Genomic DNA, 25,611 nt, shown 5'->3' with positions numbered 1-25,611 from the left:
TTTCGAGCGTATCGCCCATGCGTCCCGAGGTGCGGGCAACATGAACGCCTTGCTCATGGATTATCTGCCGGTGGTGATCTTCATCGGCGTGTCGTTGGTGATCGGGCTCGCGCTGCTCGTGTCTCCCTTCATCGTGGCCTACCGCAATCCCGATCCGGAGAAGCTGTCGGCCTACGAATGCGGTTTCAATGCATTCGACGATGCCCGCATGACCTTCGACGTGCGCTTCTATCTGGTGTCGATTCTGTTCATCATTTTCGACCTTGAAGTGGCGTTCCTCTTCCCCTGGGCGGTCAGCTTCGGGGGGCTCGGCGATCTCGGCTTCTGGTCCATGATGATTTTCCTGGGCGTGCTGACGGTCGGCTTCATCTACGAGTGGCGCAAGGGAGCTCTGGAATGGGACTGACCCCTTCTGCGGCGCGGCCGGAGATCGCTCCGGCCCCCAAGGGCATCATTGACCCCTCGACCGGCAAGCCGGTGGGCGCGACTGATCCCTTCTTCAAGGAAGTCAACGCGGAGCTCGCCGACAAGGGCTTCCTGCTGACCACCGCCGACGATCTCATCACCTGGGCGCGCACGGGCTCGCTCATGTGGATGACTTTCGGTCTGGCTTGCTGCGCCGTGGAGATGATGCAGGTCTCGATGCCGCGCTACGATGTGGAGCGCTTCGGCTTCGCGCCGCGCGCCTCGCCGCGCCAGTCGGACGTGATGATCGTGGCTGGCACGCTGACCAACAAGATGGCGCCCGCGCTCCGCAAGGTCTACGACCAGATGCCGGAGCCGCGCTACGTGATCTCCATGGGTTCCTGCGCGAACGGTGGTGGCTATTACCACTACTCCTACGCGGTCGTGCGTGGCTGTGATCGCGTGGTGCCGGTGGATATCTACGTGCCCGGCTGTCCGCCTACTGCTGAAGCGCTGCTCTATGGCGTGCTGCTGCTGCAGAAGAAGATTCGCCGAATCGGCACCATCGAGCGCTGAGGCCTTTGGGCCCAGGACGGGATTGTTGAGATGGACGAGACGCTGACAGATCTGGCCGCTCACATCACCGGTGTCCTCGCGGGCGCGGTGAAGAGCTGGAAGGTGGCGTTCGGTGAGCTCACCCTCGAGGTGGAGCCGGGGCAGATCGTGAAGGTGACCACCTTCCTGCGGGACGACCCGGCGTGCCTCTTTCAGTGCATCGTGGATGTGTGCGGGGTGGATTATCCGGAGCGTGAGAAGCGCTTCGATGTGGTCTACCACCTGCTGTCGCTGAAGCAGAACGTGCGTATCCGCCTCAAGATCGAGACCGACGAAGAGACGCCGGTGCCCTCCATCTGTGGAGTGTTCCCGGGCGCGAACTGGTTCGAGCGCGAGGCCTACGACCTTTACGGTATCCTTTTCACGGGGCATCCGGAGCTGCGCCGCCTCTTGACGGACTACGGCTTCGATGGCCATCCGCTCCGGAAGGACTTCCCCACCTCGGGTTTCGTCGAGGTACATTACGACGACGAGCTGAAGCGCGTGGTTTACGAGCCGGTTCGTCTCGCCCAGGAATTCCGCAACTTCGACTTCCTGTCTCCGTGGGAGGGCGTGGAATACGTCCTGCCGGGTGACGAGAAGGCATCGAAGGCCGGCTGAGGGAGCGAACATGGGACAGGAACTCGCAACCGACGTCGAAGAGCTGAAGCCGGCCGATCAGGTCCGCAACTTCAAGATCAATTTCGGCCCGCAGCATCCCGCCGCCCATGGCGTGCTGCGCATGGTGCTTGAGCTGAACGGCGAAGTCGTCGAGCGCGTCGATCCGCATATCGGCCTGCTGCACCGCGGCACCGAGAAGCTCATCGAATCCAAGACGTACGTCCAGGCGGTGCCATATTTCGATCGCCTCGATTATTGCGCGCCGATGAACCAGGAGCACGCTTACTGCCTCGCGGTGGAGAAGCTGCTCGGAATTGAGGTGCCCAAGCGCGCGCAGCTCATCCGCGTGCTGTACTCCGAGATCGGCCGGCTGCTCTCGCATATTCTTAACGTCACCACCTTCGCCATGGACGTGGGCGCCCTAACTCCTCCGCTGTGGGGTTTCGAGGAGCGCGAAAAGCTCATGGTGTTCTATGAGCGCGCGTCCGGGAGCCGCATGCATGCGGCCTATTTCCGGCCGGGCGGTGTGCACCAGGATCTGCCGCGCGCGCTGGTCGAGGATATCAGCGCCTTTTGCGAGACCTTCCCGAAGGTGCTGGATGATCTGGATCGGCTGGTCACTGGCAACCGCATCTTCAAGCAGCGCACGGTTGATATCGGCGTCGTGTCGCTGGAGGACGCACTGGCCTGGGGCTTCTCCGGTGTCATGGTGCGCGGCTCCGGCGCGGCATGGGACCTGCGCCGCGCTCAGCCCTACGAGTGCTATTCGGAACTCGATTTCGATATCCCGATCGGCGTTCATGGCGACTGCTATGATCGTTACGTGGTGCGCATGGAAGAGATGCGGCAGGCCACGAAGATCATGAAGCAGTGTGTCGAGCGGCTGCTGAAGGAATCTGGCCCGGTCCATACGTCGGACCACAAGGTCGCTCCGCCGAAGCGCGGGGAGATGAAGCGCTCCATGGAGGCGCTCATCCATCACTTTAAGCTTTACACCGAGGGCTTCCACGTTCCGGCAGGTGAGGCTTACGCGGCAGTGGAAGCGCCGAAGGGTGAGTTCGGCGTTTATGTGGTGTCCGATGGCACCAACAAGCCGTATCGCTGCAAGATCCGCGCTCCGGGCTTTGCCCATCTGCAGGCGATGGATTTCCTCTCGCGCGGCTACATGCTGGCTGACGTGTCCGCCATCCTCGGCTCGCTTGATATCGTGTTCGGCGAGGTGGATCGCTGATGCGTCGCCTCCTCGCCATCATCCCCATGCGTGAGCGCCGCAATGCGGCACGCTCCGCCGTCGGACAGGGGGTCTGAAATGACCGTTCGTCGTCTCGCTGCCGAGCAGCCGGAAAGCTTCGCCTTCACTCCCGAGTTGGAGGAGATCGCGAACGCGTTGATCGCGAAGTATCCGGAGGGCCGGCAGGCCTCTGCGGTCGTGCCACTGCTTTGGGAAACGCAAAAAGTGGCCGGCGGCTGGCTTCCCGAGCCAGCTCTGCGTGCCGTCGCGGACCGGCTCGGAATGGCGCACATCCGGGTTCTCGAGGTCGCCACCTTTTACACGATGTTTAATTTGGCGCCGGTCGGTAAGTTCTTCGTGCAGCTTTGTGGCACCACGCCCTGCATGCTGCGGGGTTCGGACGACCTGAAGTCCGTTTGCCAGCGCAGGATCGGCGAACAGAGCCACGTCTCGGCGGATGGGAATTTCTCCTGGCTGGAAGTCGAGTGTCTTGGTGCTTGCACAAACGCGCCGATGGTTCAGATCAATGACGACTTTTTCGAGGATCTCACCCCTGAGAGCCTTGAAAAGCTGCTCGACGATCTGGCGGCCGGGCGGCCGGTGAAAGTCGGTCCGCAGAACGGCCGTCATGGCTGCGAGCCGGTCGGGGGCCCTGTGGCGTTGACCGATCCCGGCCTCTACGCGCCGCGCACGAAGCAGGAGGACGCGTCCTCCACCTCCGCACCGACCTCCGGGGAGTGATGCCGATGCTCGCCGACAAGGACCGCATCTTTACGAACCTCTACGGCCTGCAGGATTTCAGCCTGAAGGGCGCGATGGCGCGCGGCCATTGGGACGGAACCAAGGGCATCCTTGAGAAGGGTCGCGACTGGATCATCAATGAGATGAAGGCCTCGGGCTTGCGCGGCCGCGGCGGCGCAGGCTTCTCGACTGGCCTCAAATGGTCGTTCATGCCGAAGCAGTCGGACGGGCGCCCCCATTATCTGGTGGTGAACGCCGATGAGTCCGAGCCCGGCACCTGCAAGGATCGCGAGATCCTGCGTAATGACCCCCATACGCTGATCGAGGGCTGCTTGATCGCGTCCTTCGCCATGGGTGCGCACGCGGCCTACATTTATGTCCGCGGCGAGTTCATCTACGAGCGCAAGCGGCTGCAGCAGGCGATTGACGAGTGCTACGCTGCCGGCCTGCTCGGCAAGAACAACGTTCACGACTATCCGTTCGACCTTTACGTGCATCATGGTGCCGGCGCCTACATCTGTGGCGAGGAAACCGCGCTGTTGGAGAGCCTTGAGGGCAAGAAGGGGATGCCGCGGCTGAAGCCGCCGTTCCCGGCGAACATGGGCCTCTACGGCTGCCCGACCACGGTCAATAATGTCGAGAGCATTGCCGTTGCACCGACGATCCTGCGGCGCGGTGCGTCTTGGTTCTCCTCCATTGGTCGGCCGAACAATGTTGGAACCAAGCTTTACGGCATTTCCGGCCACGTAAATAAACCCTGCGTCGTCGAAGACGCCATGGGTATTCCGTTCAAGGAATTGATCGAAAAGCATGGCGGTGGCGTCCGCGGCGGTTGGGATAACCTGCTGGCCATCATTCCCGGCGGGGCGTCTTGCCCGGTCGTTCCAGCAGAGCAGTGCGAAGACCTGATTATGGACTTCGACGGCTTGCGTGCCGTGAAGTCGTCCTTCGGCACTGCGGGTGTGCTGGTCATGGACAAGTCCACGGACATCGTGAAGGCCATCGCGCGCATCTCCTACTTCTTCAAGCACGAGAGCTGCGGACAATGCACGCCGTGCCGGGAAGGGACGGGGTGGATGTGGCGTGTGGTTCACCGGATGGCCGAGGGTCGTGCCCACAAGCACGAAATCGATATGCTGCTGGAGGTGACCACTCAGATCGAAGGTCACACAATTTGTGCGCTGGGGGATGCCGCGGCGTGGCCGGTTCAAGGCCTCATCCGTCATTTCCGGCATGTGATCGAAGAGCGGATCGACCGCTATGCGGCGAACCCACATCCGCAGCCGGTGGCTGCGGAATAGGGCGCGATGCGCACCTGAAGGCAGCGCTTTTGGGCTGAATGTCCGCGTCGACTGCCTGAAGGGATGACGGATCGGGACCCGCGGGTGCGTGGGCGTGGATGAGGCTAGGTTCCGGTAGTGCGTGCACCGTTGCGCGGTGTCGGAGTTCTGTCCTATCGGGCTATTCGCCGGTTTCGGCGTCGGCCGCCGGGAAGTGAAATGCATCCCAATAGCCCTCAGTGGCTAAGCGGGGTGAAGAGTTAGGTGTCCGGGCTCGATGCTGCGCACAAGCGCGGAGTCAGTTTTGGGCGGTCGCGTATCGCGCGACGTGAGATGAAGTCCGCGCCTGGCGCGGCAAGAGACGAGGTGGAAGGGATGGCGAAGATCGTCGTCGACGGCTCTGAGATCGAAGTCCCCGCCGAGTTCACGCTGCTTCAGGCGTGCGAGGCGGCGGGGGTGGAGATTCCGCGCTTCTGCTTCCATGAGCGCCTCTCCATCGCCGGCAACTGTCGCATGTGCCTCGTTGAGGTGAAGGGTGGACCGCCCAAGCCCACCGCCTCGTGCGCGATGGCGGTGAAAGATCTGCGCCCGGGCCCCAATGGAGAGCCGCCGGTGGTGCTCACCAAGAGCCCCATGGTGAAGAAGGCGCGCGAAGGGGTGATGGAGTTCCTGCTCATCAATCACCCGCTGGATTGCCCGATCTGCGATCAGGGCGGCGAGTGTGACTTGCAGGACCAGGCGATGGCCTACGGTTCGGATACCTCGCGGTTCGCTGAGAACAAGCGCGCGGTAGAGGACAAATATATCGGCCCGCTGGTGCGCACGTCTATGACGCGCTGCATCCAGTGCACGCGGTGCGTTCGTTTCACGACCGAAGTTGCGGGTGTGCCGGACCTCGGCGCCATCGGGCGCGGTGAGGATACAGAGATCACGACGTATCTCGAGCGTGCGATGCGCTCGGAGATGCAGGGCAACGTGGCCGATCTCTGCCCGGTGGGCGCGCTCACGCATAAGCCCTATGCGTTCCATGCGCGGCCGTGGGAGCTCATAAAGACTGAGTCCGTTGACGTGATGGACGCGGTCGGCGCGAATATCCGCGTTGACACTCGCGGTCGCGAGGTCATGCGCATTCTGCCGCGCACGAATGACCTCGTGAACGAGGAATGGATTTCCGATAAGTCGCGCTATGTATGGGATGGGCTGAAGGTTCAGCGGCTTGATCGCCCCTATGTGCGAAAGAATGGCCGGCTCGTTGCTGCGTCGTGGAGTGAGGCGTTCGAAGCCATCGGCGCCAAGGTGAAGGCTGCGAAGCCGGAAAAGATCGGTGCGCTGGTCGGCGATCTGGCGAGCGTCGAAGAGGTGTTCGCGCTGAAGAGCCTGATGGACAAGCTCGGCAGTGCAAACATCGATGCGCGGCAGGATGGCGCTTGCCTGGATCCCGCTTTGGGGCGCGCGACTTACGTGTTCAATCCGTCCATCGCGGGGATTGACGAGGCCGATGCCATTCTGCTGATCGGTACCGATCCGCGGAAAGAGGCTTCTGTGCTCAATGCGCGTATTCGCAAGCGTTGGAGACAGGGCGGCGTCAGGATCGGTCTGATCGGGCAGCAGGTAGACCTCACCTATAGCTACGAATATCTCGGCGCTGGTCCGGAAAGCCTGACCAATTTACCAGCGGACTTCGCTGCGGCACTCCGCCAGGCGGAACGGCCGCTTGTCATCGTCGGGCAGGGCGCCCTTGCGCGCATGGACGGCGGTGCGATCCTTTCGCAGGCGGCAAAGCTTGCAACTGAATGTGGTGCGGTTAAGGACGGGTGGAATGGCTTTGCCGTTCTGCACACTGCAGCATCGCGTGTGGGTGCTCTAGACGTTGGTGCGGTTCCCGGGCCGAAGGGTCTCAATGCCGCAGCGATGGCGAAGGCAGGGGCGCTGGATGTGGTGTTCCTGCTGGGAGTGGACGAGCTCGAAGTCGCTCCGGGCGCATTCGCAGTTTATATCGGCAGCCACGGTGATCGCGGCGCGCATCGCGCGGACGTCATTCTCCCCGGCGCCGCCTACACCGAGAAATCGGGTCTGTACGTGAATACCGAGGGGCGGGTTCAGCTCGCCAATCGTGCCGCATTCCCGCCTGGCGAAGCACGCGAAGAGTGGGCCATCCTGCGCGCTCTTTCCGAAGTGATCGGCCAGACGCTGCCATTCGACAGCCTGAATGCTCTGCGTGGCAAGCTAATGGCCGCCCATCCGCACCTTGGTCGCGTGGATCAGATCGTTGCGGCGGATGCCTCGGCCGTCGCTACGCTGGCCAAGAAGGGCGGGGCGGTGGACAAGACGCCGTTCGCCGCAGTGGTCGATGATTTTTACATGACGAATGCAATCGCACGCGCTTCTGCGGTGATGGCCGAGTGCTCGGCGCTTCGCGCTGCGTCCGTGGCCGAGGCGGCAGAGTGAGCGTTATGGCACGTCTTGGGATGCAACAGTTGGCGCCGCGCGCGGCGCACCCGGGGTGGGCCTTTGTCCACCACCAGGAAGCCTGAGGGGGCGTAAAAACCAATGAGCTGGCAAGACACCCTTCTCCAGGTGCTGATCATCATCGGCCAGAGCTTGGCTCTGCTGGTGGCGCTCCTGATCTTCATCGCCTACATCCTGCTGGCAGATCGAAAAGTCTGGGCAGCGGTGCAGATGCGGCGCGGGCCGAACGTTGTCGGGCCGTTCGGCCTGTTTCAGTCGTTCGCCGATCTTCTCAAATTTGTCCTGAAGGAGCCCACCATCCCGGCGGGTTCCAACAAGGTGCTTTTTTTGCTGGCGCCGCTGGTGACTTGCGTGCTGGCTCTCGCGGCTTGGGCCGTGGTGCCGATTGCCGATGGCTGGGTGATCGCGGACATCAATGTGGGTGTTCTGTACATTTTCGCGATTTCGTCGCTGGGCGTGTACGGCATCATCATGGGCGGCTGGGCGTCGAACTCGAAGTATCCGTTCCTGGCGGCGCTTCGTTCGGCTGCACAGATGGTCTCCTATGAGGTTTCCATCGGCTTCGTAATCATCACGGTCCTGATGTGCGCGGGCTCGCTCAATCTCAGCGGCATCGTCGAAGCGCAGAATGGCCGGTTCGGCCTTCTGAACTGGTACTTCCTGCCGCTGCTGCCGATGTTCGTGATCTTCTTCATTTCGGCGCTGGCGGAAACCAACCGTCCTCCGTTCGATTTGGTGGAAGCGGAATCGGAGCTGGTGGCCGGCTTCATGACCGAATACGGCTCGACGCCCTATCTGCTGTTCATGCTCGGCGAGTATGTGGCGATCATGACCATGTGCGCCATGGGAACCATCCTGTTCCTTGGCGGCTGGCTCTCTCCGCTGCCCTTCGCCCCGTTCACCTGGGTGCCGGGCGTGGTGTGGTTCGTTCTGAAGCTCTGCTTCATGTTCTTCCTCTTCGCGATGGCGAAGGCCATTGTGCCGCGCTACCGGTACGACCAGCTGATGCGGCTCGGTTGGAAGGTGTTCCTGCCGATCTCGCTGATTGCGGTCGTGGTGGTTGCGAGTGTGCTGCACTTCACGGGGACGGCGCCGCAATGATCGCTTCCCTGAACTTCCAGATTGGCCGCTCCCAGGCGGCGGGAGAGCGCCCATGAAGCTCGATCAGGCCGCGCGGGCCCTGCTCCTGACGGAGCTGGTCTCCGCCTTCTTCCTCACGATGCGGTACTTCTTCGCGCCGAAGTCGACCTTGAACTATCCGTTCGAAAAGGGGCCGCTGTCACCGCGATTTCGGGGTGAGCACGCGCTTCGCCGCTATCCGAATGGGGAGGAGCGCTGCATCGCGTGCAAGCTCTGCGAGGCCATTTGCCCGGCTCAGGCGATCACGATTGAGGCCGGCCCGCGGCGTAATGACGGAACACGTCGCACGACGCGTTACGACATCGACATGGTGAAGTGCATCTATTGCGGCTTCTGCCAGGAGGCTTGTCCGGTCGAGGCGATCGTCGAGGGGCCGAACTTCGAGTTTGCGACCGAGACGCGCGAGGAACTCTATTACGACAAGGATAAGCTCCTTTCGAATGGTGACCGCTGGGAGCGCGAGATTGCGCGTTCAATTGTGCTTGACGCGCCTTATCGCTGAGTGCGTGTCGCGCGCTAGGTAATCGAGGCCGTGAATAGCACGGTCGGGGGAACAGGTGGGTGGTGGCCGATAGTTCGGCGAAGCGCCCCCCGTCGGTGGTCGTGAGTGGGATATGCGCGCCGAAGTCCGGCGTTGCGCAGCTCGCTCGAAACGGTGGATTTGTGGGATGGGTCAGAGCTATCGACGCATCGGCCGCGGGTCTGCGGTGTCCGTTAAGGGCAGCGCAGGATGCTTGGCGGCGCCAATGAGCGCGAAACTGGCGCGCAGAGGGGGGCTCTCCGCATGAGTGTCGCGGCGGTGTTTTTCTATCTCTTCGCGTTCGTGCTTGTGGGGTCGGCCTTCATGGTCATCTCCTCGCGGAACCCGGTGCAATCGGTTTTGTTCCTCATCCTCGCGTTCGTGAACGCGGCGGGCCTCTTCTTGCTGATCGGTGCCGAGTTCCTCGGCCTGATCCTGGTGGTGGTCTATGTGGGTGCGGTGGCGGTTCTGTTCCTGTTTGTGGTGATGATGCTCGACGTGGATTTCGTCGAGCTGCGACAGGGCTTCTTGCAGTACCTGCCCGTCGGCGTCCTGGTCGGCCTGATTTTTCTGGCTGAGCTGGTACTGGTGGTGGGTGCATGGGCCACCGGGCCCGGGATCTCTGCCGCGGTCTCCGCAAGTGCTGCGCAGGGGCAGGTGGCCGAGGTTGGCAATGTGCAGGCCATCGCCCGCGTACTGTACACGGACTACATCTACTTCTTCCAGGCGGCGGGCTTCGTGCTGCTGGTGGCGATGATTGGCGCCATCGTGCTCACGCTCCGCCACAAGGTGAATGTGAAGCGGCAGAACATCTCTGCCCAGGTGGCGCGCACGCCGGAGGCTGCCATGAAGGTGGTCAAGGTGCGGCCGGGGCAGGGGCTCTGAGGGGGTCGCCATGGAAATCGGACTTTCCCATTACCTGACGGTGGCGGCGATCCTTTTTACTCTGGGAACGCTGGGCATCTTTCTCAACCGGAAGAACGTGATCGTCATTCTGATGTCGATCGAGCTCATCCTGCTTTCGGTGAACATCAACCTCGTGTCGTTCTCGGCCTTCCTGGGGAACCTCACCGGCCAGGTGTTTGCTTTGCTGGTGCTTACCGTCGCGGCGGCTGAGGCTGCCATCGGTCTCGCCATCCTCGTGGTGTTCTACCGCAATCGCGGGTCGATCGCCGTTGAGGACATCAACGCCATGAAGGGCTGAGGCCATGTATCAGGCGATTGTCTTTCTGCCGCTTGCGGGCTTCCTCATTGCGGCTTTGTTCGGTCGGTCCATTGGGGCGCGGGCGAGCGAAGTCGTGACGACCACGTTCCTCTTCATCGCGTGTCTGTTCGCATGGATTACGTTCGTGAGCGTCGGGTTCGACGACCACGAGGTGCGCATTCACCTGTTGAACTGGATCGACGTTGGCGGCCTCAAGATCGATTGGGCGCTGCGCATCGACAGCCTCACCGCGGTGATGCTCATTGTCGTGACCACGGTGTCGAGCCTCGTGCACCTATACTCCATGGGCTACATGCACGATGACCCGTGCCGGCCGCGCTTCTTCTCCTACCTGTCGCTGTTCACCTTCGCGATGCTGATGCTGGTGACCGCTGACAATCTGGTTCAGCTGTTCTTTGGCTGGGAAGGCGTGGGTCTTGCCTCCTACCTGCTGATCGGTTTCTGGTACGAGAAGCCGTCTGCGAACGCAGCTGCGATGAAGGCCTTCGTGGTCAACCGCGTCGGTGACTTCGGGTTCATGCTTGGCATCTTCGCCACGTTCGTGATGACTGGGTCGGTTGCGTTCGATCAGGTGTTCGCGGCTGCCCCTTCGCTCGCCGGCAAGAGCATCAACTTCCTGGGTCAGAACTGGGACGCGCCCACGGTGATCGCGCTGCTCCTGTTCGTCGGTGCCATGGGTAAATCGGCGCAGCTGCTGCTGCACACCTGGCTGCCGGACGCGATGGAAGGCCCCACACCGGTGTCGGCCCTGATCCATGCCGCGACGATGGTGACGGCGGGTGTGTTCATGGTGGCGCGCATGTCGCCCATCTTCGAGCTTTCGCAGACTGCGCTCGACGTGGTGATGCTGATTGGTGCGACCACCGCTTTCTTCGCGGCCACGATCGCGCTGGTGCAGAACGACATCAAGAAGGTGATCGCGTATTCCACCTGCTCTCAGCTGGGCTACATGTTCGCTGCGATGGGCGCGGGCGCCTATTCGATCGGCATGTTCCACCTGCTGACGCACGCCTGCTTTAAGGCCCTGTTGTTCCTTTGCGCCGGTTCCGTGATCAACGCGATGCATCACGAGCAGGACATGCGGCATATGGGTGGCCTCTATAAGAAGGTGCCGTTCACCTATGCGATGATGCTGATTGGAACGCTGGCCATCACCGGCTTCCCCTTCACTGCGGGTTATTACTCGAAGGATGCGATCATCGAGGCGGCGTATTCGAGCCATAACGCCTTTGCGCTTTATGGCTGGGCGATGACTGTGATCGCCGCTGCGCTGACGTCTTTCTACTCCTGGCGCCTCGTGTTCATGACCTTCCACGGCAAGCCGCATGATCAGCACCATTATGATCATGCGCACGAGTCGCCTCTGGTGATGACCATTCCGCTTGGTGTGCTGGGCGCCGGGTCGCTCGTCGCGGGCTTCGCGCTTTACCAGGTGTTCGTGGGCGAGGACGTCCATGAGTTCTTCCGTGCGTCCATTTTCATGGGCGCCGAGAACCATGTGCTGCACGCGATGCACGAGATGCCGGAGCTGCTGGTGCTGGCACCGACTGCGATGATGGTTCTGGGTTTCCTCGTGGCCTATTGGTTCTACGTGGTGAACCCCAAGATCCCGGTTGCGCTCGCGCAGGCTCAGCCCGGGCTCTACAAGTTCCTGCTCAACAAGTGGTACTTCGACGAGCTCTACGACTTTCTGTTCGTGCGTCCGGCCATGTGGCTTGGCCGCGTGCTCTGGAAGCGGGGTGACGGATCCATCATTGACGGCCTTGGCCCGGATGGTGTTTCCGCCCGCGTGCTTGATGTCACCGGCCGCGTTGTGCGGCTGCAGACCGGGTACCTCTACCATTACGCCTTCGTGATGCTCATCGGCGTCGCGGCCCTTCTCACCTGGTTCATGTTCTCCGGAGTGTGACGCCGATGACCGACTGGCCCATCCTATCCGTCGTCACCTTCTTGCCGCTTGTCGGCGCCCTGTTCATCTTTGTGGTGCGGGGCGACGATGAGGTGGCGGCCCGCAACGCCCGCTGGGTGGCGTTGTGGACCACCTTGGTGACCTTCTTTGTCTCCCTGCTTCTGCTGCCGAATTTCGATTCGACGGCTCCGGGCTTTCAGTTCGTCGAGAAGAAGGCGTGGCTTGGCGATGTCGCCGCCTATCACATGGGCGTTGACGGGATCTCGCTGCCGTTCGTGATCCTCACCACCTTTCTGATGCCGTTCGCGATCCTTGCCTCCTGGCAGAGCGTGCATAAGCGGGTGAAGGAGTACATGATCGCCTTCATGGTGCTCGAAACGTTTATGATCGGCACCTTCTGCGCCCTTGACCTCGTTCTGTTCTATTTCTTCTTCGAGGCGGGCCTCATTCCGATGTTCCTCATCATCGGTATCTGGGGCGGTCCGCGGCGCATCTACGCGGCGTTCAAGTTCTTCCTGTACACGCTGACGGGCTCTGTGCTCATGATGCTGGCCATCATGGCCATGTATTGGCAGGCCGGCACGACGGACGTGCCTAAGCTGCTGGAGTTCGGCTTCCCGTCGGGCATGCAGACGTGGTTGTGGCTTGCTTTCTTCGCGTCGTTCGCGGTGAAGATGCCCATGTGGCCGGTGCATACCTGGCTGCCGGATGCGCACGTGGAAGCGCCGACGGCCGGTTCGGTGATCCTGGCGGGCGTGCTGCTGAAAATGGGCGGCTATGGTTTCATCCGGTATTCTCTGCCGATGTTCCCTGAAGCCAGCCACTATTTCGCGCCGCTGGTGTTCACGCTGTCAGTGGTTGCGGTCATTTATACGTCGCTGGTGGCGCTGGTTCAGGAAGACATCAAGAAGCTGATTGCCTACTCATCGGTTGCTCACATGGGCTTCGTCACGATGGGCATCTTCACGATGAACGAGCAGGGCCTTCAGGGTGCCATGTTCCTGATGATCTCCCACGGCTTCGTGTCGGGGGCGCTCTTCCTGTGCGTGGGCGTGATCTATGATCGGATGCACACCCGCGAGATCGCGGCCTATGGTGGCCTGGTAAACCGGATGCCGCAGTACGCGACGGTGATGATGATCTTCACCATGGCGAACATCGGCCTGCCGGGCACTTCGGGCTTTGTCGGTGAGTTCCTCACGATGCTCGCCGCGTTCGAGGCGAACACCTGGGTGGCGTTCTTCGCCGCAACGGGCGTGATTCTCTCGGCGGCTTATGCGCTCTATCTCTACTGGCGGGTGATCTTCGGGAAGCTTGAGAAGGACAGCCTGAAGAACATTCTCGACCTGTCGCCGCGCGAGCTGGCGATCCTGGTTCCGCTGGTGTTCATCACGATCCTGTTCGGGGTGTGGCCCGCGCCGATCCTCGACATGACCTCCCATGCGGTGAACGCGGTGGTCGCGCGCACCGATCAGGTGGCGGGTGCGGTGAAGTCCGCGCTCCTCCTCACCTTCTGATTTTGAGGTTGCTATGACGCAGCTCCTGCCTCCGCTCGGTGCTGTCCTGCCCGAACTGGTGCTGGCCATCTCCGCGCTCGTGCTGATCCTGATCGGCGCGGTGCGCGGTGAGGGGGCGGCCAATTTGATCACGGGTCTTGCCATCGCGGTTCTCGCGGCGGCGGGCGTTCTGGTCCTGCTCGGGCCGAGCGTGGAAACGGTCGCATTCAACGGCTCGCTGGTGATCGACCCGTTTGGTCGGTTCATGAAGGGGCTCGCCATCTTCGGTGCAACGGTGTCGCTGATCATGGCTGTGGACTGGCAGAACCGGGAGAAACTTGCGCGCTTTGAGTATGCTGTGCTCTTCGTCATCGCGACGCTCGGCATGTGCATGCTGGTTTCGGCGGGTGACCTGATCGCGCTCTATCTCGGCCTGGAGCTGATGAGCTTCTCGCTGTACGTGCTCGCGGCGATCAACCGGGATTCCATCCGCTCGACCGAGGCGGGCCTGAAGTACTTTGTGCTCGGCTCTCTTTCGTCCGGCATGCTCCTTTATGGTGCGTCGCTGGTTTATGGCTTCACCGGTTCGGTGAATTTCGAGGTGATCGCCACCGAGGTGAAGGAGCCGTCGATCGGACTCATCTTCGGCTTGGTGTTTGTTCTGGCGGGCCTCAGCTTCAAGATCTCGGCGGTGCCGTTCCATATGTGGACCCCGGACGTCTATGAGGGGGCGCCGACCCCGGTGACGACCTTCTTCGCGACGGCACCGAAGGTCGCCGGCATGGCGATTCTCATCCGCGTGGTGATGGAGGCGTTCCCGCACATCGCTCACCAGTGGCAGCAGATCGTGGCGTTTGTGTCGGTGGCGTCCATGCTGCTGGGTGCGTTCGCGGCTATCGGCCAGCGCAATATCAAGCGCCTCCTTGCCTATTCCTCCATCGGCCATATGGGCTTTGCCCTCGTGGGTCTGGCGGCGGGCACGGCTGAGGGCGTGCGGGGCGTCCTGGTCTATGTGGCGATTTACGTGGCGATGACCCTGGGCTCGTTTGCCTGCGTGCTCACCATGCGGCGCCAGGGGCGTGCGGTGGAAAACATTGACGATCTGGCCGGACTGGCCCGCAACAACCCGCTGATGGCGCTGATGTTCGGCGCGTTGATGTTCTCGCTGGCGGGCATCCCGCCGCTCGCGGGGTTCCTGGCGAAGTACTACGTGTTCATCGCCGCGATCCAGGCGGGGCTTTATGGGTTGGCCGTCATCGGTGTGCTCGCGTCGGTGGTGGGGGCCTACTACTATCTGCGCGTCGTCAAGGTGATGTACTTTGACGAGCCGGCGGATGCGTTCGACCCCATGCCGACGGAGTTGAAGGCCGTGCTCGCGGTGAGCGGGCTTTTCACGATCTTCTATTTCGTCTATCCCGCTCCTCTCATTGAGGCGGCGGGGGTCGCTGCCCGCTCGCTCTTCTGATCGATGGCACAATACGAATTCCAGGGTTCCACGGTTCCCATCATCCGCTTCACCGAGATTGGTTCGACCAATGCGGAAGGTCTCGCCCGGCTTGCGCGGGGCGAGATCATGCCGGTTTGGCTCGTGGCCGATATTCAAACGGCAGGACGCGGGCGCCGCGGCCGGTTGTGGACCTCAGAGCTCGGCAATCTTTTTGCGACTTTGGTGCTGCCGAACCCCGCCCCGCTCGCCAATCTGGCGCAGCTGTGCTTTGTCGCGGGTCTCGCGGTTCGCGATGCCGTTCTGTCGGCGGCGCCGCAATTGCAGGCCGACAGCCTCAAGCTAAAATGGCCCAATGATCTTCTGCTGAATGGCGGTAAGCTGGCCGGTATTTTGGTGGAGGGGGGCACGGATGCCAACGGGCGGCCGGCTGCGGTGATCGGCTTCGGGGTGAACTGCCTGCATCACCCCGATGACCTGCCGTACAAGGCGACGAGCCTTGAGGAGGCCGGAGCTCCGACTGCTCCGGATCGGCTGTTGGAGGCGCTGGACCTCGCCATGGCGGTGCGCCTCAATCAGTGGCACGCCGGAAGCGGTTTCGCCGGAATTCGCTCGGACTGGATGCGCCATGCGCTTGGCATGGGTGATCAGGTGAGCGTGAAGATCGGCGAGCGCGAAGTGGTGGGGCGGTTCGAGAATATCGACGCGCGCGGGGCGATGATGCTGCGCCGTCGCGATGGCATCGCGGAAATCATCACCGCGGGGGATGTCTCGCTGCGCGTGCCAGAGTAGGGCACGCGAGGCACAGGTGCCGGCGCGTCGTGTGGCTGTGCGGAGGTCCGCAGGGCGGCCCGGGCAGCGGCGGATGTTTCAAGCTTGGGGCACGCACCGTCCGCATCCCTCCTAGAGGCGGTGAGTCCTGGGGGGAAGTGATCGGCTCAATGGCAGTCTCGGACGAACTCGTATTCGCGCCCCTCGGCGGGGTTGGCGAAATCGGCATGAACCTCGCGATCTATGGCGCGGGGCCGAAGAAGTCGCGGACCTGGCTCATGGTCGATCTCGGCATGAGCTTCGCCGGAGACGAGGCGCCGGGCGTTGACCTGATGCTGCCGGATATTCGCTTCCTCGAAGGGGAGAAGAAGAATATCGCCGGCCTCCTCATCACCCACGGTCATGAGGACCATATTGGCGCGGTGCTGGATCTGTGGCCCCGCCTGCAGTGCCCCATCTACACCACGGCCTTCACCGCCGGCCTGCTGGAGGCCAAGCGGGCGGGCGAGCCGGGAGCGCCCGCGTCCCTCCCGGTGACTGTGGTGCGGGCGAAGGAGCGCATTCAGCTCGGGCCGTTTGAGGTCGAGTTTGTGCCGGTCGCGCATTCGATTCCGGACAGCCATGCGGTCGCAATCCGCACCGGTGCAGGACTGGTGGTGCACACCGGAGACTGGAAGCTGGATCCCACACCCATGGTGGGCCTGCCGACGGATACCGACCGGCTCCGCGCCCTGGGGGATGAGGGTGTTCGCGCGCTGATCTGCGATTCCACGAACGCCATTCGCGACGGGGTCTCGCCTTCCGAGCGCGATGTCGCGAACTCGCTGAAGGAGATCGTGGCGAAAGCCAAGCACCGCATCGCCTTCACGACGTTCTCGTCGAACGTGGCCCGTATCCGCGGCATCGCGGAAGCGGCACTGGCCGCGGGGCGCGATGTGGTGGTGGTCGGCCGGGCGCTCGAGCGTGTGATTGCGGTTGCGCGCGAGCAGGGGCTGCTGGAGGGCATCCCCGCATTCCGCAGTGCCGACGCCTACGGCTACCTGCCGCGCGAACGGGTGGTGGCCATCCTCACCGGCAGCCAGGGTGAGCCGCGCGCGGCGCTCAAGCGCATCGCCGATGACGACCATCCGGAGATTGCCTTCTCCCCGGGCGATCTGGTGGTGTTTTCCTCGCGCACCATTCCCGGCAATGAGAAGGTGGTCAATCACATCATCAACGCGCTCATCAAGCGTGGGGTGGAGGTGATGACGGATCGCGACGGGCTGGTGCACGTTTCCGGTCATCCGCGCCGCGGCGAGATGGAGAAGATGTACGCGCTGGTGCGGCCGCAGCTGGCGGTGCCGGTCCACGGTGAGGCACTGCATCTTCATGAGCATGCCAAGCTCGCGCGCAGCCTCGGCGTGCCCGAGGTGGTCAATTGCTATGACGGGCAGATGCTTCGCCTGGCGCCAGGGCCGGCGGAGCGGGTGGGGGAAGTGCCCTTCGGGCGCGTTTACAAGGATGGGCGCCTGATGCTGCCTGAAGGTGGGCGCACCCTGCCGGAGCGGCGCAAGCTGAGCTATGTGGGGGCGGTTTCGGTGGCTGTCGCCGTGGACAAGCATGGCACCATCGCCGGTGATCCCTCCGTTGAGCTTTCCGGCGTGCCGGAGCGGGGCGACGGCAATGTGGACATGCTGGACCATGTGCTGGACGCCGTGGTGGCGACCCTGGAGGGCTTGCCGAAGGCGCGCCGCCGCGACCCCGACGCGCTGGCGGATACGCTGGAGCGCGCCGTCCGCGGGGCGGTGAACGCGGTGTGGGGCAAAAAACCCGTTTGCCACGTCCACGTTCTCGAAGTGTGATGGGTGGAAGCGAGGCCGGCTGCACGGGCTGGCGCGAAAGGACGAGGACATCATGATCGGACGGCTGAACCACGTGGCCATTGCGGTGCGCGACATCGCTGCCGCCTCCAAGCTCTATCGCGACACGCTGGGCGCGGAGGTTTCCGCCGCGGTGCCGCAGGAAGAGCACGGCGTGACCACCGTGTTCGTCACCCTGCCCAACACCAAGATCGAGTTCCTGGAGCCGCTGGGCGAGGATTCTCCCATCGCGAAGTTCCTGGAGCGCAATCCCGACGGCGGCATCCACCACATCTGCTATGAGGTGGACGACATCCTTGCCGCCCGCGACCAGCTGAAGGCGAAGGGCGCCCGGGTGCTTGGCTCCGGCGAGCCGAAGACCGGTGCCCATGGCAAGCCCGTGCTGTTCCTGCATCCCAAGGACTTCAACGGCACCCTCGTCGAACTCGAGCAGGCGTGAGGGCGCGGCGATGTCGGTCGGAGCCGTCGTCGCCATCTATTTCGTGGTCTGGTGGATCACGCTGTTCGCGGTGTTGCCGTGGGGCGTGCGCTCCCAGGCGGAAACCCGCGATATCGCTCCGGGTACGGATCCCGGAGCGCCCGTGCGGCCGGCCTTGTTGCGTAAGGCCCTCGCCACGAGCGTGCTGGCGGCGCTGATCACCGCCGGCATCGTCTATCTGCTCACTGGCGGCATCGTCGCGCTGGAAGATTTCCCCATGCCCTTCGACGTCGGGAAGGGCTGAAGGCCCTCGGGCCCGGTTCTCCCGCCGCGCCGACGCGCGATGGCGCCCGTGCGGCCGAGTCTTGAGGGGAGGAGGGGGCGGCATCCGGTCCGAAAATTATTTTTGGCCGGCCGCCACGGTGCGGTGCGCAGATACCAATATGCTGCATTGCAGCAAATAAATGTCCTGATTTTTTCCGCCCGCCCTCCGGATGCCCCGCGACTCGGGGCGTTGATATTATAGCAATGACTTGCTATAAATGGGCCGCGCTGAACCACAAGCAGGGCTACGGCAGGTGCCCACCTGCGCGGCTTTCGAGAATCGCGCGCGCTGGGTTTGCTGCTGCTATTTCGGGAAATGCGGCGCCGCCACCAGGACGATCACACGGAAGAAGCGCGCTGCTGGTCCGCCCGGCTGGGCCAGCGGAGAATGCTGGTGGAAGATCGGTAAGCTATTGCTCGAAAAAGAAAAGGCGAGGCCCGGTGGCCCCGCCTTTGTCATTCCCACGGCTCCTGTGCCACCTGCAGGTCTAATGCCCGCTATCGTGTGGCATGGCCAATCCGTGATCGCCGATTCCGTGGACGCCCGTCTGGCGAGCGATTGTCGGTCGGCTTTATTCTTCGATTCCTCCCGAGACCCGGACCGTATGTCCCACCCGGCAAGCCAGGCTGGTGACGATCCCCTTTCTTGTGCGGGCCCAAACTAGAACAAGATTCTGTCGTTTGTCATCCTTGCGCCGCAATAAGTCGCACGCTGCGTCGCAACATTGCGGCGGGTTCGAGGCCATTTGGCCGGCGCTCTTGTGTTTTGGCGGCGCTTCCGCTTTCACTCCGCCCGACCGTTTTCGATCCTCATAGCCGTCGAGCCTTGCGATGCGCCTTTCCCGTTATTTTCTGCCGATCCTGCGTGAAGTGCCCCGGGAGGCGGATATCGTCTCTCACCGCCTGATGCTGCGCGCGGGCATGATCCGCCAAGAGGCCGCGGGGATCTTCGCGTGGCTGCCGCTGGGCCACCGGGTGCTGAACAAGATCTGCGGCATCATCCGCGAGGAGCAGAACCGTGCAGGCGCCATCGAGCTCCTGATGCCCACCATCCAAAGCGCGGATCTGTGGCGCGAGAGCGGGCGCTATGACGATTATGGCAAGGAGATGCTACGAATCAGGGACCGGCACGATCGCGAGATGCTGTTCGGCCCCACCAATGAGGAGATGATCACCGACATCGTCCGCGCCTATGTGAAGTCCTACAAGTCGCTGCCGCTGAACCTCTACCATATCCAGTGGAAGTTCCGGGACGAGGTGCGCCCGCGCTTCGGTGTCTATCGCTCGCGCGAGTTCCTGATGAAGGACGCCTATTCGTTCGACCTCGACGCGGCCGGCGCGCGGCACTCCTACAACAAGATGTTCGTGGCCTACCTGCGCACGTTCGCGCGCATGGGGCTGAAGGCCATTCCCATGGTGGCCGACACCGGCCCCATCGGCGGCAACCTTTCGCACGAATTCATCATCCTGGCCTCCACCGGCGAGAGCGAGGTGTTCTGCCACGGCGACTATCTGGAGATGGCGCCGCCGCCGGCCAATGTGAATTTCGACGATGTCGCCGGCCTGCAGCAGGTGTTCGACGATTTCACCTCGCTTTACGCGGCAACCTCCGAAAAGCACGACGAGGCAGCCTACAATGCCATCCCCGAGGGCAAGCGGCTGGCGGCCCGGGGCATCGAGGTGGGCCACATCTTCTATTTCGGCACCAAATATTCCGAGCCCTTCGGCGTGAGCGTGCAGGGGCCGGACGGCAATGCCCACACCGTGCACATGGGTTCCTACGGCATCGGTCCCTCGCGCCTCGTGGCCGCCATGATCGAGGCCTCCCATGATGACGCGGGAATCATCTGGCCGGATGCGGTTGCCCCCTTCCAGGTGGGCATCTTGAACCTGAAGAGCGGCGACAGCACCACCGATGCGGCGTGCGAGGCGCTTTACGCGGAATTGACCGCCGCCGGCTATGATGTGCTCTATGACGATACCGAGGAGCGCGCCGGCGCCAAGTTCGCCACGGCGGATCTCATCGGCCTGCCATGGCAGATCCTGGTGGGGCCGAAGGGACTTGCCGATGGCAAGGTGGAGCTGAAGCGCCGTCGTGGCGGTGAGCGTGAGCTGATCGCGCCGAGCGACATTCTGGAGAGGCTGAAGGCATGACGGCGAGGGCGTCCGCGGGGGCCAGAAGCGACGAACCCACCGGAACGCGGCCGTTCGCCCCGTTCGAATGGATGCTCTCGCTGCGCTACCTGCGGGCCCGGCGCAAGGAAGGCTTCATCTCCGTCATCGCTGGCTTTTCCTTCCTCGGCATCATGCTGGGGGTGGCGACCCTCATCATCGTCATGGCGGTGATGAACGGTTTCCGCCAGGAGCTGCTCGGCAAGATCCTGGGGCTCAACGGCCACGTGCTGGTGCAGCCCCTGGAAAGCCCGCTGACCGATTACAAGGCCGTTGCCGAGCGCATCTCGAAGCTCAATGGCGTGCGCCTCGCCGTGCCGCTGGTGGAGGGCCAGGCCCTGGCCTCTTCCCAGTTCGGCGCATCGGGCGTTCTGGTGCGGGGCCTCACCGAGAAGGACCTGCGGGGCCTGCCCTCGGTGGCGCAGAACATCCGCTCCGGCACCCTGGAGGGGTTCGACACGGGGCAGGGGCTCGCCATCGGCAAGCGCCTCGCCGACCAGCTCTCTTTGCGCGCGGGTGACAACATCACCCTGGTGGCGCCCCGTGGCGCGGTGACGCCCATGGGCACCTCGCCGCGCATCAAGGTCTACAAGGTGGCGGCCATCTTCGAAGTGGGCATGTCGGAATATGACAGCGCCTTCGTGTTCATGCCGCTGCCCGAGGCCCAGGCCTATTTCAATCGCAATGGCGATGTGAACGCCGTCGAGGTCTATATCGACCATCCGGACGACGTTCAGGAATTGCGCGGCGCCATCGAGGCCGCCGCCGAGCGGCCGGTCTATCTGGTGGACTGGCGCCGCCGCAACGCCACCTTCTTCAACGCGCTGCAGGTGGAGCGGAACGTGATGTTCCTCATCCTCACGCTGATCGTGCTGGTGGCGGCGCTCAACATCGTCTCCGGCCTCATCATGCTGGTGAAGGACAAGGGCCACGACATCGCCATCCTGCGCACCATGGGGGCGACGCGGGGGGCGGTGATGCGCGTGTTCCTCATCACTGGCGCGTCCATCGGCGTGGTCGGCACGCTGGTGGGGCTGCTGCTGGGCGTGATCGTGTGTCTCAATATCGAGAGCATCCGCCAGTTCATCTCGTGGCTCACCTCCACGGAGCTGTTCTCGCCCGAGCTCTATTATCTCTCCAAGCTGCCGGCGGAGATGAACTTCGGTGAAACCGCCACGGTGGTGGTGATGGCGCTGGTGCTCTCGCTGCTCGCCACGCTCTACCCGTCCTGGCGCGCCGCCCGGCTCGATCCCGTCGAAGCCCTGAGATACGAGTGATGGATCAGCCCACCCGCCGTCGCCCAGGCTCGCCTGCCATGCCGCCTCGCTCCAACTATGCCCTCGCCCTCACCGGCGTCGTCCGCCGCTACACGGAAGGGGTGGGGGCGCTCGAAATCCTGCGCGGGGTGGATCTGACCATCTCCCCGGGGCAGTCGGTGGCGCTGGTGGCGCCTTCGGGGTCGGGCAAGTCCACCCTGCTGCACATCGCCGGGCTGCTGGAGCACTCGGACGAAGGCGAGGTCTTCATCGACGGGCGGCCCACGGCGCGCCTGGCCGATGCGGAGCGCACGCGCATCCGGCGCATGCATATCGGCTTCGTCTACCAGTTCCATCATCTGCTGGGTGAGTTCTCCGCGCTGGAGAATGTGGCCATGCCGCAGATGATCCGCGGCCTCTCCCACAAGGAGGCCAATGCCCGCGCGAAGGATCTGCTCAGCTATCTGGGCCTCGGCGCGCGCCTGACGCACCGGCCCTCGGAGCTTTCAGGCGGCGAACAGCAGCGCGTGGCCATCGCCCGCGCGCTGGCCAATGCGCCGCGCCTGCTGCTGGCCGACGAGCCGACGGGCAATCTCGACCCCAAGACCTCGGATCATGTCTTTGGCGCGCTGACGGAGCTGGTGCAGGCCACCGGCGTCGCGGCCCTGATCGCCACCCACAATCTGGACCTCGCCGCCCGCATGGACCGGCGGGTGACCTTGCGGGAAGGTAAGCTCGTGGAGCTGGTCTGAGTAGCTTATTGCAATTCTATCCTAGCGGAAGGGCGTGCGCGCGGGCGCGACAGGGGTTAGCGTAGGGGGGAAATGGGGGTATAGGTGCTCTTGCGAGCCATTTCCCGTTTGCGGGATCGCCAGCGAACCCCGATAGTTGAAGCAATTCCGGTGACGCGCGATGCCCCTTTGCATTTCCGCCTCGCTGCCGAAGGCGGCGCATTTTCTTCGGTCTGGTTTGAGCGCGGCGCTGATTGTGCTCGCTTGCGGCACCGTTTCCGTGGTGCCCGCATCCGCCCAGGTCCCGCCGGCAGCTGAGCCGGCGCCCGCCGCCTCCGCCAGCGCGCCGGCCGCCGCTGTCGCGCCAGCCATTCCCGCCCCGTCCATCTCTGCGCCCGCCCTGCCGCCGTCCGTCCCTGCGGCCCCGCCGGCCGCGCCCGGAACGGCATCGCCGGAGGCGACCGCCCCCGAGCCTCTTCCCGTCGCCACCCCCGCGCCCGCCGGAACGCAGGAGGCGCCGGCACCGGCCGCCTCCACGCTGCCGCACGACCTGTCCCCCTGGGGCATGTTCATGGCCGCCGACAAGGTGGTGAAGGCGGTGATGCTGGGCCTGGCCCTGGCGTCCGTGATCACCTGGACCGTGTGGTTCGTGAAGTCGCTGGAGCTGATGTTCGCCCGCCGGCAGGTGAGTCGCACCCTCAAGGCCCTGCGCTCGGCCCCTACCCTGGTTGCCGCCTCGCGCCTGGTTCCGAAGGGCCGGGGCCCGGCCCCCGCCACGGTGCACGCCGCGCTGGAGGAGTGCGAGGTCTCGGAAGGCCTGTCCGCCGAGGGCATCAAGGAGCGCGTGGCCATCGCCCTGGGCCGGATCGAGGCCGGCGCCGGCCGGCGCATGTCCGGCGGCACCGGGGTGCTCGCCACCATTGGCGCCGTGGCGCCCTTCGTGGGCCTGTTCGGCACGGTGTGGGGCATCATGAATGCCTTCATCGGCATCTCGAAGGCGCAGACGACCAATCTCGCCGTGGTGGCGCCGGGCATCGCCGAGGCGCTGCTGGCCACGGCCATCGGTCTCGTCGCCGCCATTCCGGCGGTCGTCATCTACAATTTGTTCGCCCGCGCCATCTCCGCCTACAAGGCGCGCCTCGCCGATACATCGGCGGAGGTGATGCGCCATCTCTCCCGCGATCTCGATCGCGCGAGCGAGGCGGGCAGCGCGCGCAATCTGCGCGCCGCGGCCGAGTGACGGGCGCGCGCCATGGCCGCGAAGCTCGACCACGGCGGCGACGATCTCGCCGAGAATCACGAAATCAACGTCACGCCGTTCATCGACGTGATGCTGGTGCTCCTCATCATCTTCATGGTGGCGGCCCCGCTCGCCACCGTGGACGTGAAGGTGGACCTGCCCACTTCCAACGCCCAGCCGCAGCCCCGTCCTGACAAGCCCATCTATTTGTCGCTGAAGGCCGACCGCTCGCTGGCCATCGGCGACGAGCCGGTGGATCGCGGCACCCTTGGCGCGGCGCTGGACCAGGCCAGCCAGTCCGATCGCGAGCAGCGGGTGTTCGTGCGGGCGGACAAGTCGGTGGACTATGGTTCGGTCATGGAGGTGATGAACCTTCTGCGCACGGCGGGCTATCTGAAGGTGGCGCTCGTGGGCCTGGAAGGGCCGCCGACCGGGGGCGGTGGCGCCCCCGCCGCCGCGCCTGCAACCTTGCCGGCGCCGGGGGCGGCACAGTGAGTGCCATGCACTGGCACGACATGGAGCGGGGTCACTTTCGTGCTTCCGCTCTTCGCTGGCTGGCCGCCGGGCTTGTGATCGTGCTCGCCCATACCGGCTTCGTCTATGCGGCGCTGTTCTGGCACCGGGAGGAAAGCGCCGCGGCGCCGCCCGCCGCGGTGATGATCGAGCTCGCCCCCATGCCGGTGAGCGCGCCCTCCCAGACCCAGGACGTGGCGCCCGGTCCGGAGATGATGCAGGCACCGCAGACCACGCCCGATGCGCCTGATGAGCCGGAGGAGGAGCCCGCTCCCACCGAGCCGGTGAAGCAGGAGGTGGCGGAAGATGCCCCCGAGCTGCCGCCGACGCCCGTGCCTTCCGAAGCGGTCTTGCCCGCAGCCCATCCCGAGCCGCAGCCCAAGCCCGTGGAGATGCGCAAGCCCGAGGAAAAGCCTCCGGAGGAGAAGCCCAAGAAGGAGGCCAAGCCGACCCGGCGCCGCCAGGCTCCGGTGACCTCCGCCGCACCCCGCTCGGAGGCCGCGCCTTCGCAGCGCACGGCCGCGCCGTCTCCCGGCATTTCCGCCAGCAACTCGCAGGCGCGGGCAAGCTGGGCGGCGATGATCTCCGCCCACCTCAACCGCTTCAAGCGCTATCCGCGCGGCGCGGAGGGTGTCACCGGGCGGCCCTCGGTGCGTTTCTCCCTCGACGGCTCCGGGCGCGTGACGTCGGTGAGCCTGGTCCTCTCCTCCGGCTCCTCGGTGCTGGATGACGAGGCGGTGGCGACGGTGCGGCGCGCCTCTCCGTTCCCGACTCCGCCGGATGGGCGCGGGGCGAGGTTCAGCGTTCCGGTGAATTTCACGCGCCGCTGACGCGGCAAGGCATTCCGGTGGCTCTCCGTCCCGCGAAAGGTGGCCGCCGCGTGCCGTCTTCCACCGAACCGAGCCGTTGCGTGGGGCCCGCGCTGGGCGGAGTGAGGGGCTGCAGGACCTCACGTCGGTCGGCGGAGTGGCATGTTGCGCCTCGGCCGGGGCCGCCCCGCATGCGAGGTGCGGCGAGGCTGCTGGCCTGCCGTCCATCGGCGTCCAGCAGCTTGGCATGGGACGAGCGACCCCCTGAATTTGTCTCGCGCATAGGCAGTCCGGAGTGATCAGGACGCAGTTTGATCTTGTCCGGCCCCGGCGCTGAAGGCGCGTCGCGCGGGCAGGGAGCGGGCCTCGATGGGCCGTTCTCGATGGAACAGCATGGAGCGATCTGCATCCGATGTCGCGCGCGGGATGGCGCCTGATCACGG

At 64.1% G+C, this 25,611-nt stretch carries 24 protein-coding genes; all 24 read left to right on the top strand.

The window, feature by feature from the left end; translation table 11 throughout:
- Window positions 1-40 precede the first annotated feature (40 nt).
- The 24 genes from L0966_RS12540 (at window position 41) to L0966_RS12425 (ending at window position 25,189) form a co-directional block, all read left to right on the top strand.
- Window positions 41-406: an NADH-quinone oxidoreductase subunit A gene (locus L0966_RS12540; RefSeq protein WP_234052279.1), complete on the top strand. Its 366-nt coding sequence runs from the start codon at window positions 41-43 to the stop codon at window positions 404-406.
- Entirely contained in the window at window positions 397-981 is a 585-nt protein-coding gene (locus tag L0966_RS12535) for an NADH-quinone oxidoreductase subunit B family protein (protein WP_234052278.1), read from the top strand. The genes L0966_RS12540 and L0966_RS12535 overlap by 10 nt, the downstream gene beginning before the upstream one ends.
- 30 nt (window positions 982-1,011) lie before the next feature.
- Window positions 1,012-1,620, top strand: a complete 609-nt coding sequence (locus tag L0966_RS12530; protein WP_234052277.1) for an NADH-quinone oxidoreductase subunit C — start codon at window positions 1,012-1,014, stop codon at window positions 1,618-1,620.
- Window positions 1,621-1,630: 10 nt separating this feature from the next.
- Window positions 1,631-2,851 (top strand): NADH-quinone oxidoreductase subunit D, encoded by a 1,221-nt coding sequence (locus L0966_RS12525; RefSeq protein WP_234052276.1) that lies wholly within the window; start codon window positions 1,631-1,633, stop codon window positions 2,849-2,851.
- A 78-nt stretch (window positions 2,852-2,929) separates the two neighbouring features.
- A complete protein-coding gene (nuoE, locus tag L0966_RS12520; protein ID WP_234052275.1) occupies window positions 2,930-3,592 on the top strand; it encodes an NADH-quinone oxidoreductase subunit NuoE in 663 nt (220 codons plus the stop codon).
- A gap of 5 nt (window positions 3,593-3,597) precedes the next feature.
- The gene (gene nuoF / locus L0966_RS12515) at window positions 3,598-4,893 is read left to right on the top strand and encodes an NADH-quinone oxidoreductase subunit NuoF (RefSeq protein WP_234052274.1); all 1,296 of its coding nucleotides are present in this window, start codon (window positions 3,598-3,600) and stop codon (window positions 4,891-4,893) included.
- Window positions 4,894-5,247: 354 nt separating this feature from the next.
- Entirely contained in the window at window positions 5,248-7,320 is a 2,073-nt protein-coding gene (nuoG, locus tag L0966_RS12510) for an NADH-quinone oxidoreductase subunit NuoG (protein WP_234052273.1), read from the top strand.
- A gap of 102 nt (window positions 7,321-7,422) precedes the next feature.
- Window positions 7,423-8,442 carry an NADH-quinone oxidoreductase subunit NuoH gene (gene nuoH / locus L0966_RS12505; protein WP_234052272.1) on the top strand — a complete coding sequence of 340 codons (1,020 nt, stop codon included), beginning with the start codon at window positions 7,423-7,425 and terminating at the stop codon, window positions 8,440-8,442.
- 52 nt (window positions 8,443-8,494) lie between these two features.
- Window positions 8,495-8,983, top strand: coding sequence for an NADH-quinone oxidoreductase subunit NuoI (gene nuoI / locus L0966_RS12500; protein WP_234052271.1), 489 nt, complete (start codon window positions 8,495-8,497; stop codon window positions 8,981-8,983).
- Window positions 8,984-9,265: 282 nt separating this feature from the next.
- Complete coding sequence (locus tag L0966_RS12495; protein WP_234052270.1) at window positions 9,266-9,886, top strand: NADH-quinone oxidoreductase subunit J; 621 nt, start codon at window positions 9,266-9,268, stop codon at window positions 9,884-9,886.
- A 10-nt stretch (window positions 9,887-9,896) separates the two neighbouring features.
- A complete protein-coding gene (nuoK, locus tag L0966_RS12490) occupies window positions 9,897-10,205 on the top strand; it encodes an NADH-quinone oxidoreductase subunit NuoK (protein ID WP_234052269.1) in 309 nt (102 codons plus the stop codon).
- Between the two features lie 4 nt (window positions 10,206-10,209).
- Window positions 10,210-12,135, top strand: a complete 1,926-nt coding sequence (gene nuoL / locus L0966_RS12485) for an NADH-quinone oxidoreductase subunit L (RefSeq protein ID WP_234052268.1) — start codon at window positions 10,210-10,212, stop codon at window positions 12,133-12,135.
- Window positions 12,136-12,140: 5 nt separating this feature from the next.
- Window positions 12,141-13,652, top strand: a complete 1,512-nt coding sequence (locus L0966_RS12480; protein WP_234052267.1) for an NADH-quinone oxidoreductase subunit M — start codon at window positions 12,141-12,143, stop codon at window positions 13,650-13,652.
- 13 nt (window positions 13,653-13,665) lie between these two features.
- Window positions 13,666-15,096 carry an NADH-quinone oxidoreductase subunit NuoN gene (nuoN, locus tag L0966_RS12475; protein WP_234052266.1) on the top strand — a complete coding sequence of 477 codons (1,431 nt, stop codon included), beginning with the start codon at window positions 13,666-13,668 and terminating at the stop codon, window positions 15,094-15,096.
- Window positions 15,097-15,099: 3 nt separating this feature from the next.
- Window positions 15,100-15,867 (top strand): biotin--[acetyl-CoA-carboxylase] ligase, encoded by a 768-nt coding sequence (locus L0966_RS12470; protein WP_234052265.1) that lies wholly within the window; start codon window positions 15,100-15,102, stop codon window positions 15,865-15,867.
- A 149-nt stretch (window positions 15,868-16,016) separates the two neighbouring features.
- The gene (locus L0966_RS12465; RefSeq protein ID WP_234052264.1) at window positions 16,017-17,687 is read left to right on the top strand and encodes a ribonuclease J; all 1,671 of its coding nucleotides are present in this window, start codon (window positions 16,017-16,019) and stop codon (window positions 17,685-17,687) included.
- A 52-nt stretch (window positions 17,688-17,739) separates the two neighbouring features.
- Window positions 17,740-18,144: a methylmalonyl-CoA epimerase gene (gene mce / locus L0966_RS12460; protein ID WP_234052263.1), complete on the top strand. Its 405-nt coding sequence runs from the start codon at window positions 17,740-17,742 to the stop codon at window positions 18,142-18,144.
- Window positions 18,145-18,154: 10 nt separating this feature from the next.
- Window positions 18,155-18,427 (top strand): DUF1467 family protein, encoded by a 273-nt coding sequence (locus tag L0966_RS12455; RefSeq protein ID WP_234052262.1) that lies wholly within the window; start codon window positions 18,155-18,157, stop codon window positions 18,425-18,427.
- An 851-nt stretch (window positions 18,428-19,278) separates the two neighbouring features.
- A complete protein-coding gene (proS, locus tag L0966_RS12450; protein ID WP_234052261.1) occupies window positions 19,279-20,601 on the top strand; it encodes a proline--tRNA ligase in 1,323 nt (440 codons plus the stop codon).
- Complete coding sequence (locus L0966_RS12445; RefSeq protein ID WP_234052260.1) at window positions 20,598-21,896, top strand: lipoprotein-releasing ABC transporter permease subunit; 1,299 nt, start codon at window positions 20,598-20,600, stop codon at window positions 21,894-21,896. Before proS ends, L0966_RS12445 begins: the two co-directional genes overlap by 4 nt.
- Before the next feature lie 38 nt (window positions 21,897-21,934).
- The gene (locus L0966_RS12440) at window positions 21,935-22,627 is read left to right on the top strand and encodes an ABC transporter ATP-binding protein (RefSeq protein WP_234052259.1); all 693 of its coding nucleotides are present in this window, start codon (window positions 21,935-21,937) and stop codon (window positions 22,625-22,627) included.
- A gap of 160 nt (window positions 22,628-22,787) precedes the next feature.
- Window positions 22,788-23,846, top strand: coding sequence for a tonB-system energizer ExbB (gene exbB, locus L0966_RS12435; RefSeq protein WP_234052258.1), 1,059 nt, complete (start codon window positions 22,788-22,790; stop codon window positions 23,844-23,846).
- Window positions 23,847-23,858: 12 nt separating this feature from the next.
- Window positions 23,859-24,341 carry a TonB system transport protein ExbD gene (gene exbD / locus L0966_RS12430; RefSeq protein WP_234052257.1) on the top strand — a complete coding sequence of 161 codons (483 nt, stop codon included), beginning with the start codon at window positions 23,859-23,861 and terminating at the stop codon, window positions 24,339-24,341.
- A 5-nt stretch (window positions 24,342-24,346) separates the two neighbouring features.
- Complete coding sequence (locus tag L0966_RS12425; protein ID WP_234052256.1) at window positions 24,347-25,189, top strand: TonB family protein; 843 nt, start codon at window positions 24,347-24,349, stop codon at window positions 25,187-25,189.
- Window positions 25,190-25,611: the final 422 nt, after the last annotated feature.

It is taken from the genome of Xanthobacter sp. NM-59, assembly GCF_021401125.1.
Lineage (GTDB): Bacteria > Pseudomonadota > Alphaproteobacteria > Rhizobiales > Xanthobacteraceae > Xanthobacter.
The sequence above is the reverse complement of the archived record's forward strand: the minus strand, read 5'-3'. Positions and strand labels throughout refer to the sequence as shown.

What these genes read in the sequence shown, in the direction of transcription:
- L0966_RS12540 (WP_234052279.1), top strand. Translation starts at nt 41, where the DNA reads ATGAACGCCTTGCTCATGGATTATCTGCCGGTGGTGATCTTCATCGGC.
- L0966_RS12535 (WP_234052278.1), top strand. Translation starts at nt 397, where the DNA reads ATGGGACTGACCCCTTCTGCGGCGCGGCCGGAGATCGCTCCGGCCCCC.
- L0966_RS12530 (WP_234052277.1), top strand. Translation starts at nt 1,012, where the DNA reads ATGGACGAGACGCTGACAGATCTGGCCGCTCACATCACCGGTGTCCTC.
- L0966_RS12525 (WP_234052276.1), top strand. Translation starts at nt 1,631, where the DNA reads ATGGGACAGGAACTCGCAACCGACGTCGAAGAGCTGAAGCCGGCCGAT.
- nuoE (WP_234052275.1), top strand. Translation starts at nt 2,930, where the DNA reads ATGACCGTTCGTCGTCTCGCTGCCGAGCAGCCGGAAAGCTTCGCCTTC.
- nuoF (WP_234052274.1), top strand. Translation starts at nt 3,598, where the DNA reads ATGCTCGCCGACAAGGACCGCATCTTTACGAACCTCTACGGCCTGCAG.
- nuoG (WP_234052273.1), top strand. Translation starts at nt 5,248, where the DNA reads ATGGCGAAGATCGTCGTCGACGGCTCTGAGATCGAAGTCCCCGCCGAG.
- nuoH (WP_234052272.1), top strand. Translation starts at nt 7,423, where the DNA reads ATGAGCTGGCAAGACACCCTTCTCCAGGTGCTGATCATCATCGGCCAG.
- nuoI (WP_234052271.1), top strand. Translation starts at nt 8,495, where the DNA reads ATGAAGCTCGATCAGGCCGCGCGGGCCCTGCTCCTGACGGAGCTGGTC.
- L0966_RS12495 (WP_234052270.1), top strand. Translation starts at nt 9,266, where the DNA reads ATGAGTGTCGCGGCGGTGTTTTTCTATCTCTTCGCGTTCGTGCTTGTG.
- nuoK (WP_234052269.1), top strand. Translation starts at nt 9,897, where the DNA reads ATGGAAATCGGACTTTCCCATTACCTGACGGTGGCGGCGATCCTTTTT.
- nuoL (WP_234052268.1), top strand. Translation starts at nt 10,210, where the DNA reads ATGTATCAGGCGATTGTCTTTCTGCCGCTTGCGGGCTTCCTCATTGCG.
- L0966_RS12480 (WP_234052267.1), top strand. Translation starts at nt 12,141, where the DNA reads ATGACCGACTGGCCCATCCTATCCGTCGTCACCTTCTTGCCGCTTGTC.
- nuoN (WP_234052266.1), top strand. Translation starts at nt 13,666, where the DNA reads ATGACGCAGCTCCTGCCTCCGCTCGGTGCTGTCCTGCCCGAACTGGTG.
- L0966_RS12470 (WP_234052265.1), top strand. Translation starts at nt 15,100, where the DNA reads ATGGCACAATACGAATTCCAGGGTTCCACGGTTCCCATCATCCGCTTC.
- L0966_RS12465 (WP_234052264.1), top strand. Translation starts at nt 16,017, where the DNA reads ATGGCAGTCTCGGACGAACTCGTATTCGCGCCCCTCGGCGGGGTTGGC.
- mce (WP_234052263.1), top strand. Translation starts at nt 17,740, where the DNA reads ATGATCGGACGGCTGAACCACGTGGCCATTGCGGTGCGCGACATCGCT.
- L0966_RS12455 (WP_234052262.1), top strand. Translation starts at nt 18,155, where the DNA reads ATGTCGGTCGGAGCCGTCGTCGCCATCTATTTCGTGGTCTGGTGGATC.
- proS (WP_234052261.1), top strand. Translation starts at nt 19,279, where the DNA reads ATGCGCCTTTCCCGTTATTTTCTGCCGATCCTGCGTGAAGTGCCCCGG.
- L0966_RS12445 (WP_234052260.1), top strand. Translation starts at nt 20,598, where the DNA reads ATGACGGCGAGGGCGTCCGCGGGGGCCAGAAGCGACGAACCCACCGGA.
- L0966_RS12440 (WP_234052259.1), top strand. Translation starts at nt 21,935, where the DNA reads ATGCCGCCTCGCTCCAACTATGCCCTCGCCCTCACCGGCGTCGTCCGC.
- exbB (WP_234052258.1), top strand. Translation starts at nt 22,788, where the DNA reads ATGCCCCTTTGCATTTCCGCCTCGCTGCCGAAGGCGGCGCATTTTCTT.
- exbD (WP_234052257.1), top strand. Translation starts at nt 23,859, where the DNA reads ATGGCCGCGAAGCTCGACCACGGCGGCGACGATCTCGCCGAGAATCAC.
- L0966_RS12425 (WP_234052256.1), top strand. Translation starts at nt 24,347, where the DNA reads ATGCACTGGCACGACATGGAGCGGGGTCACTTTCGTGCTTCCGCTCTT.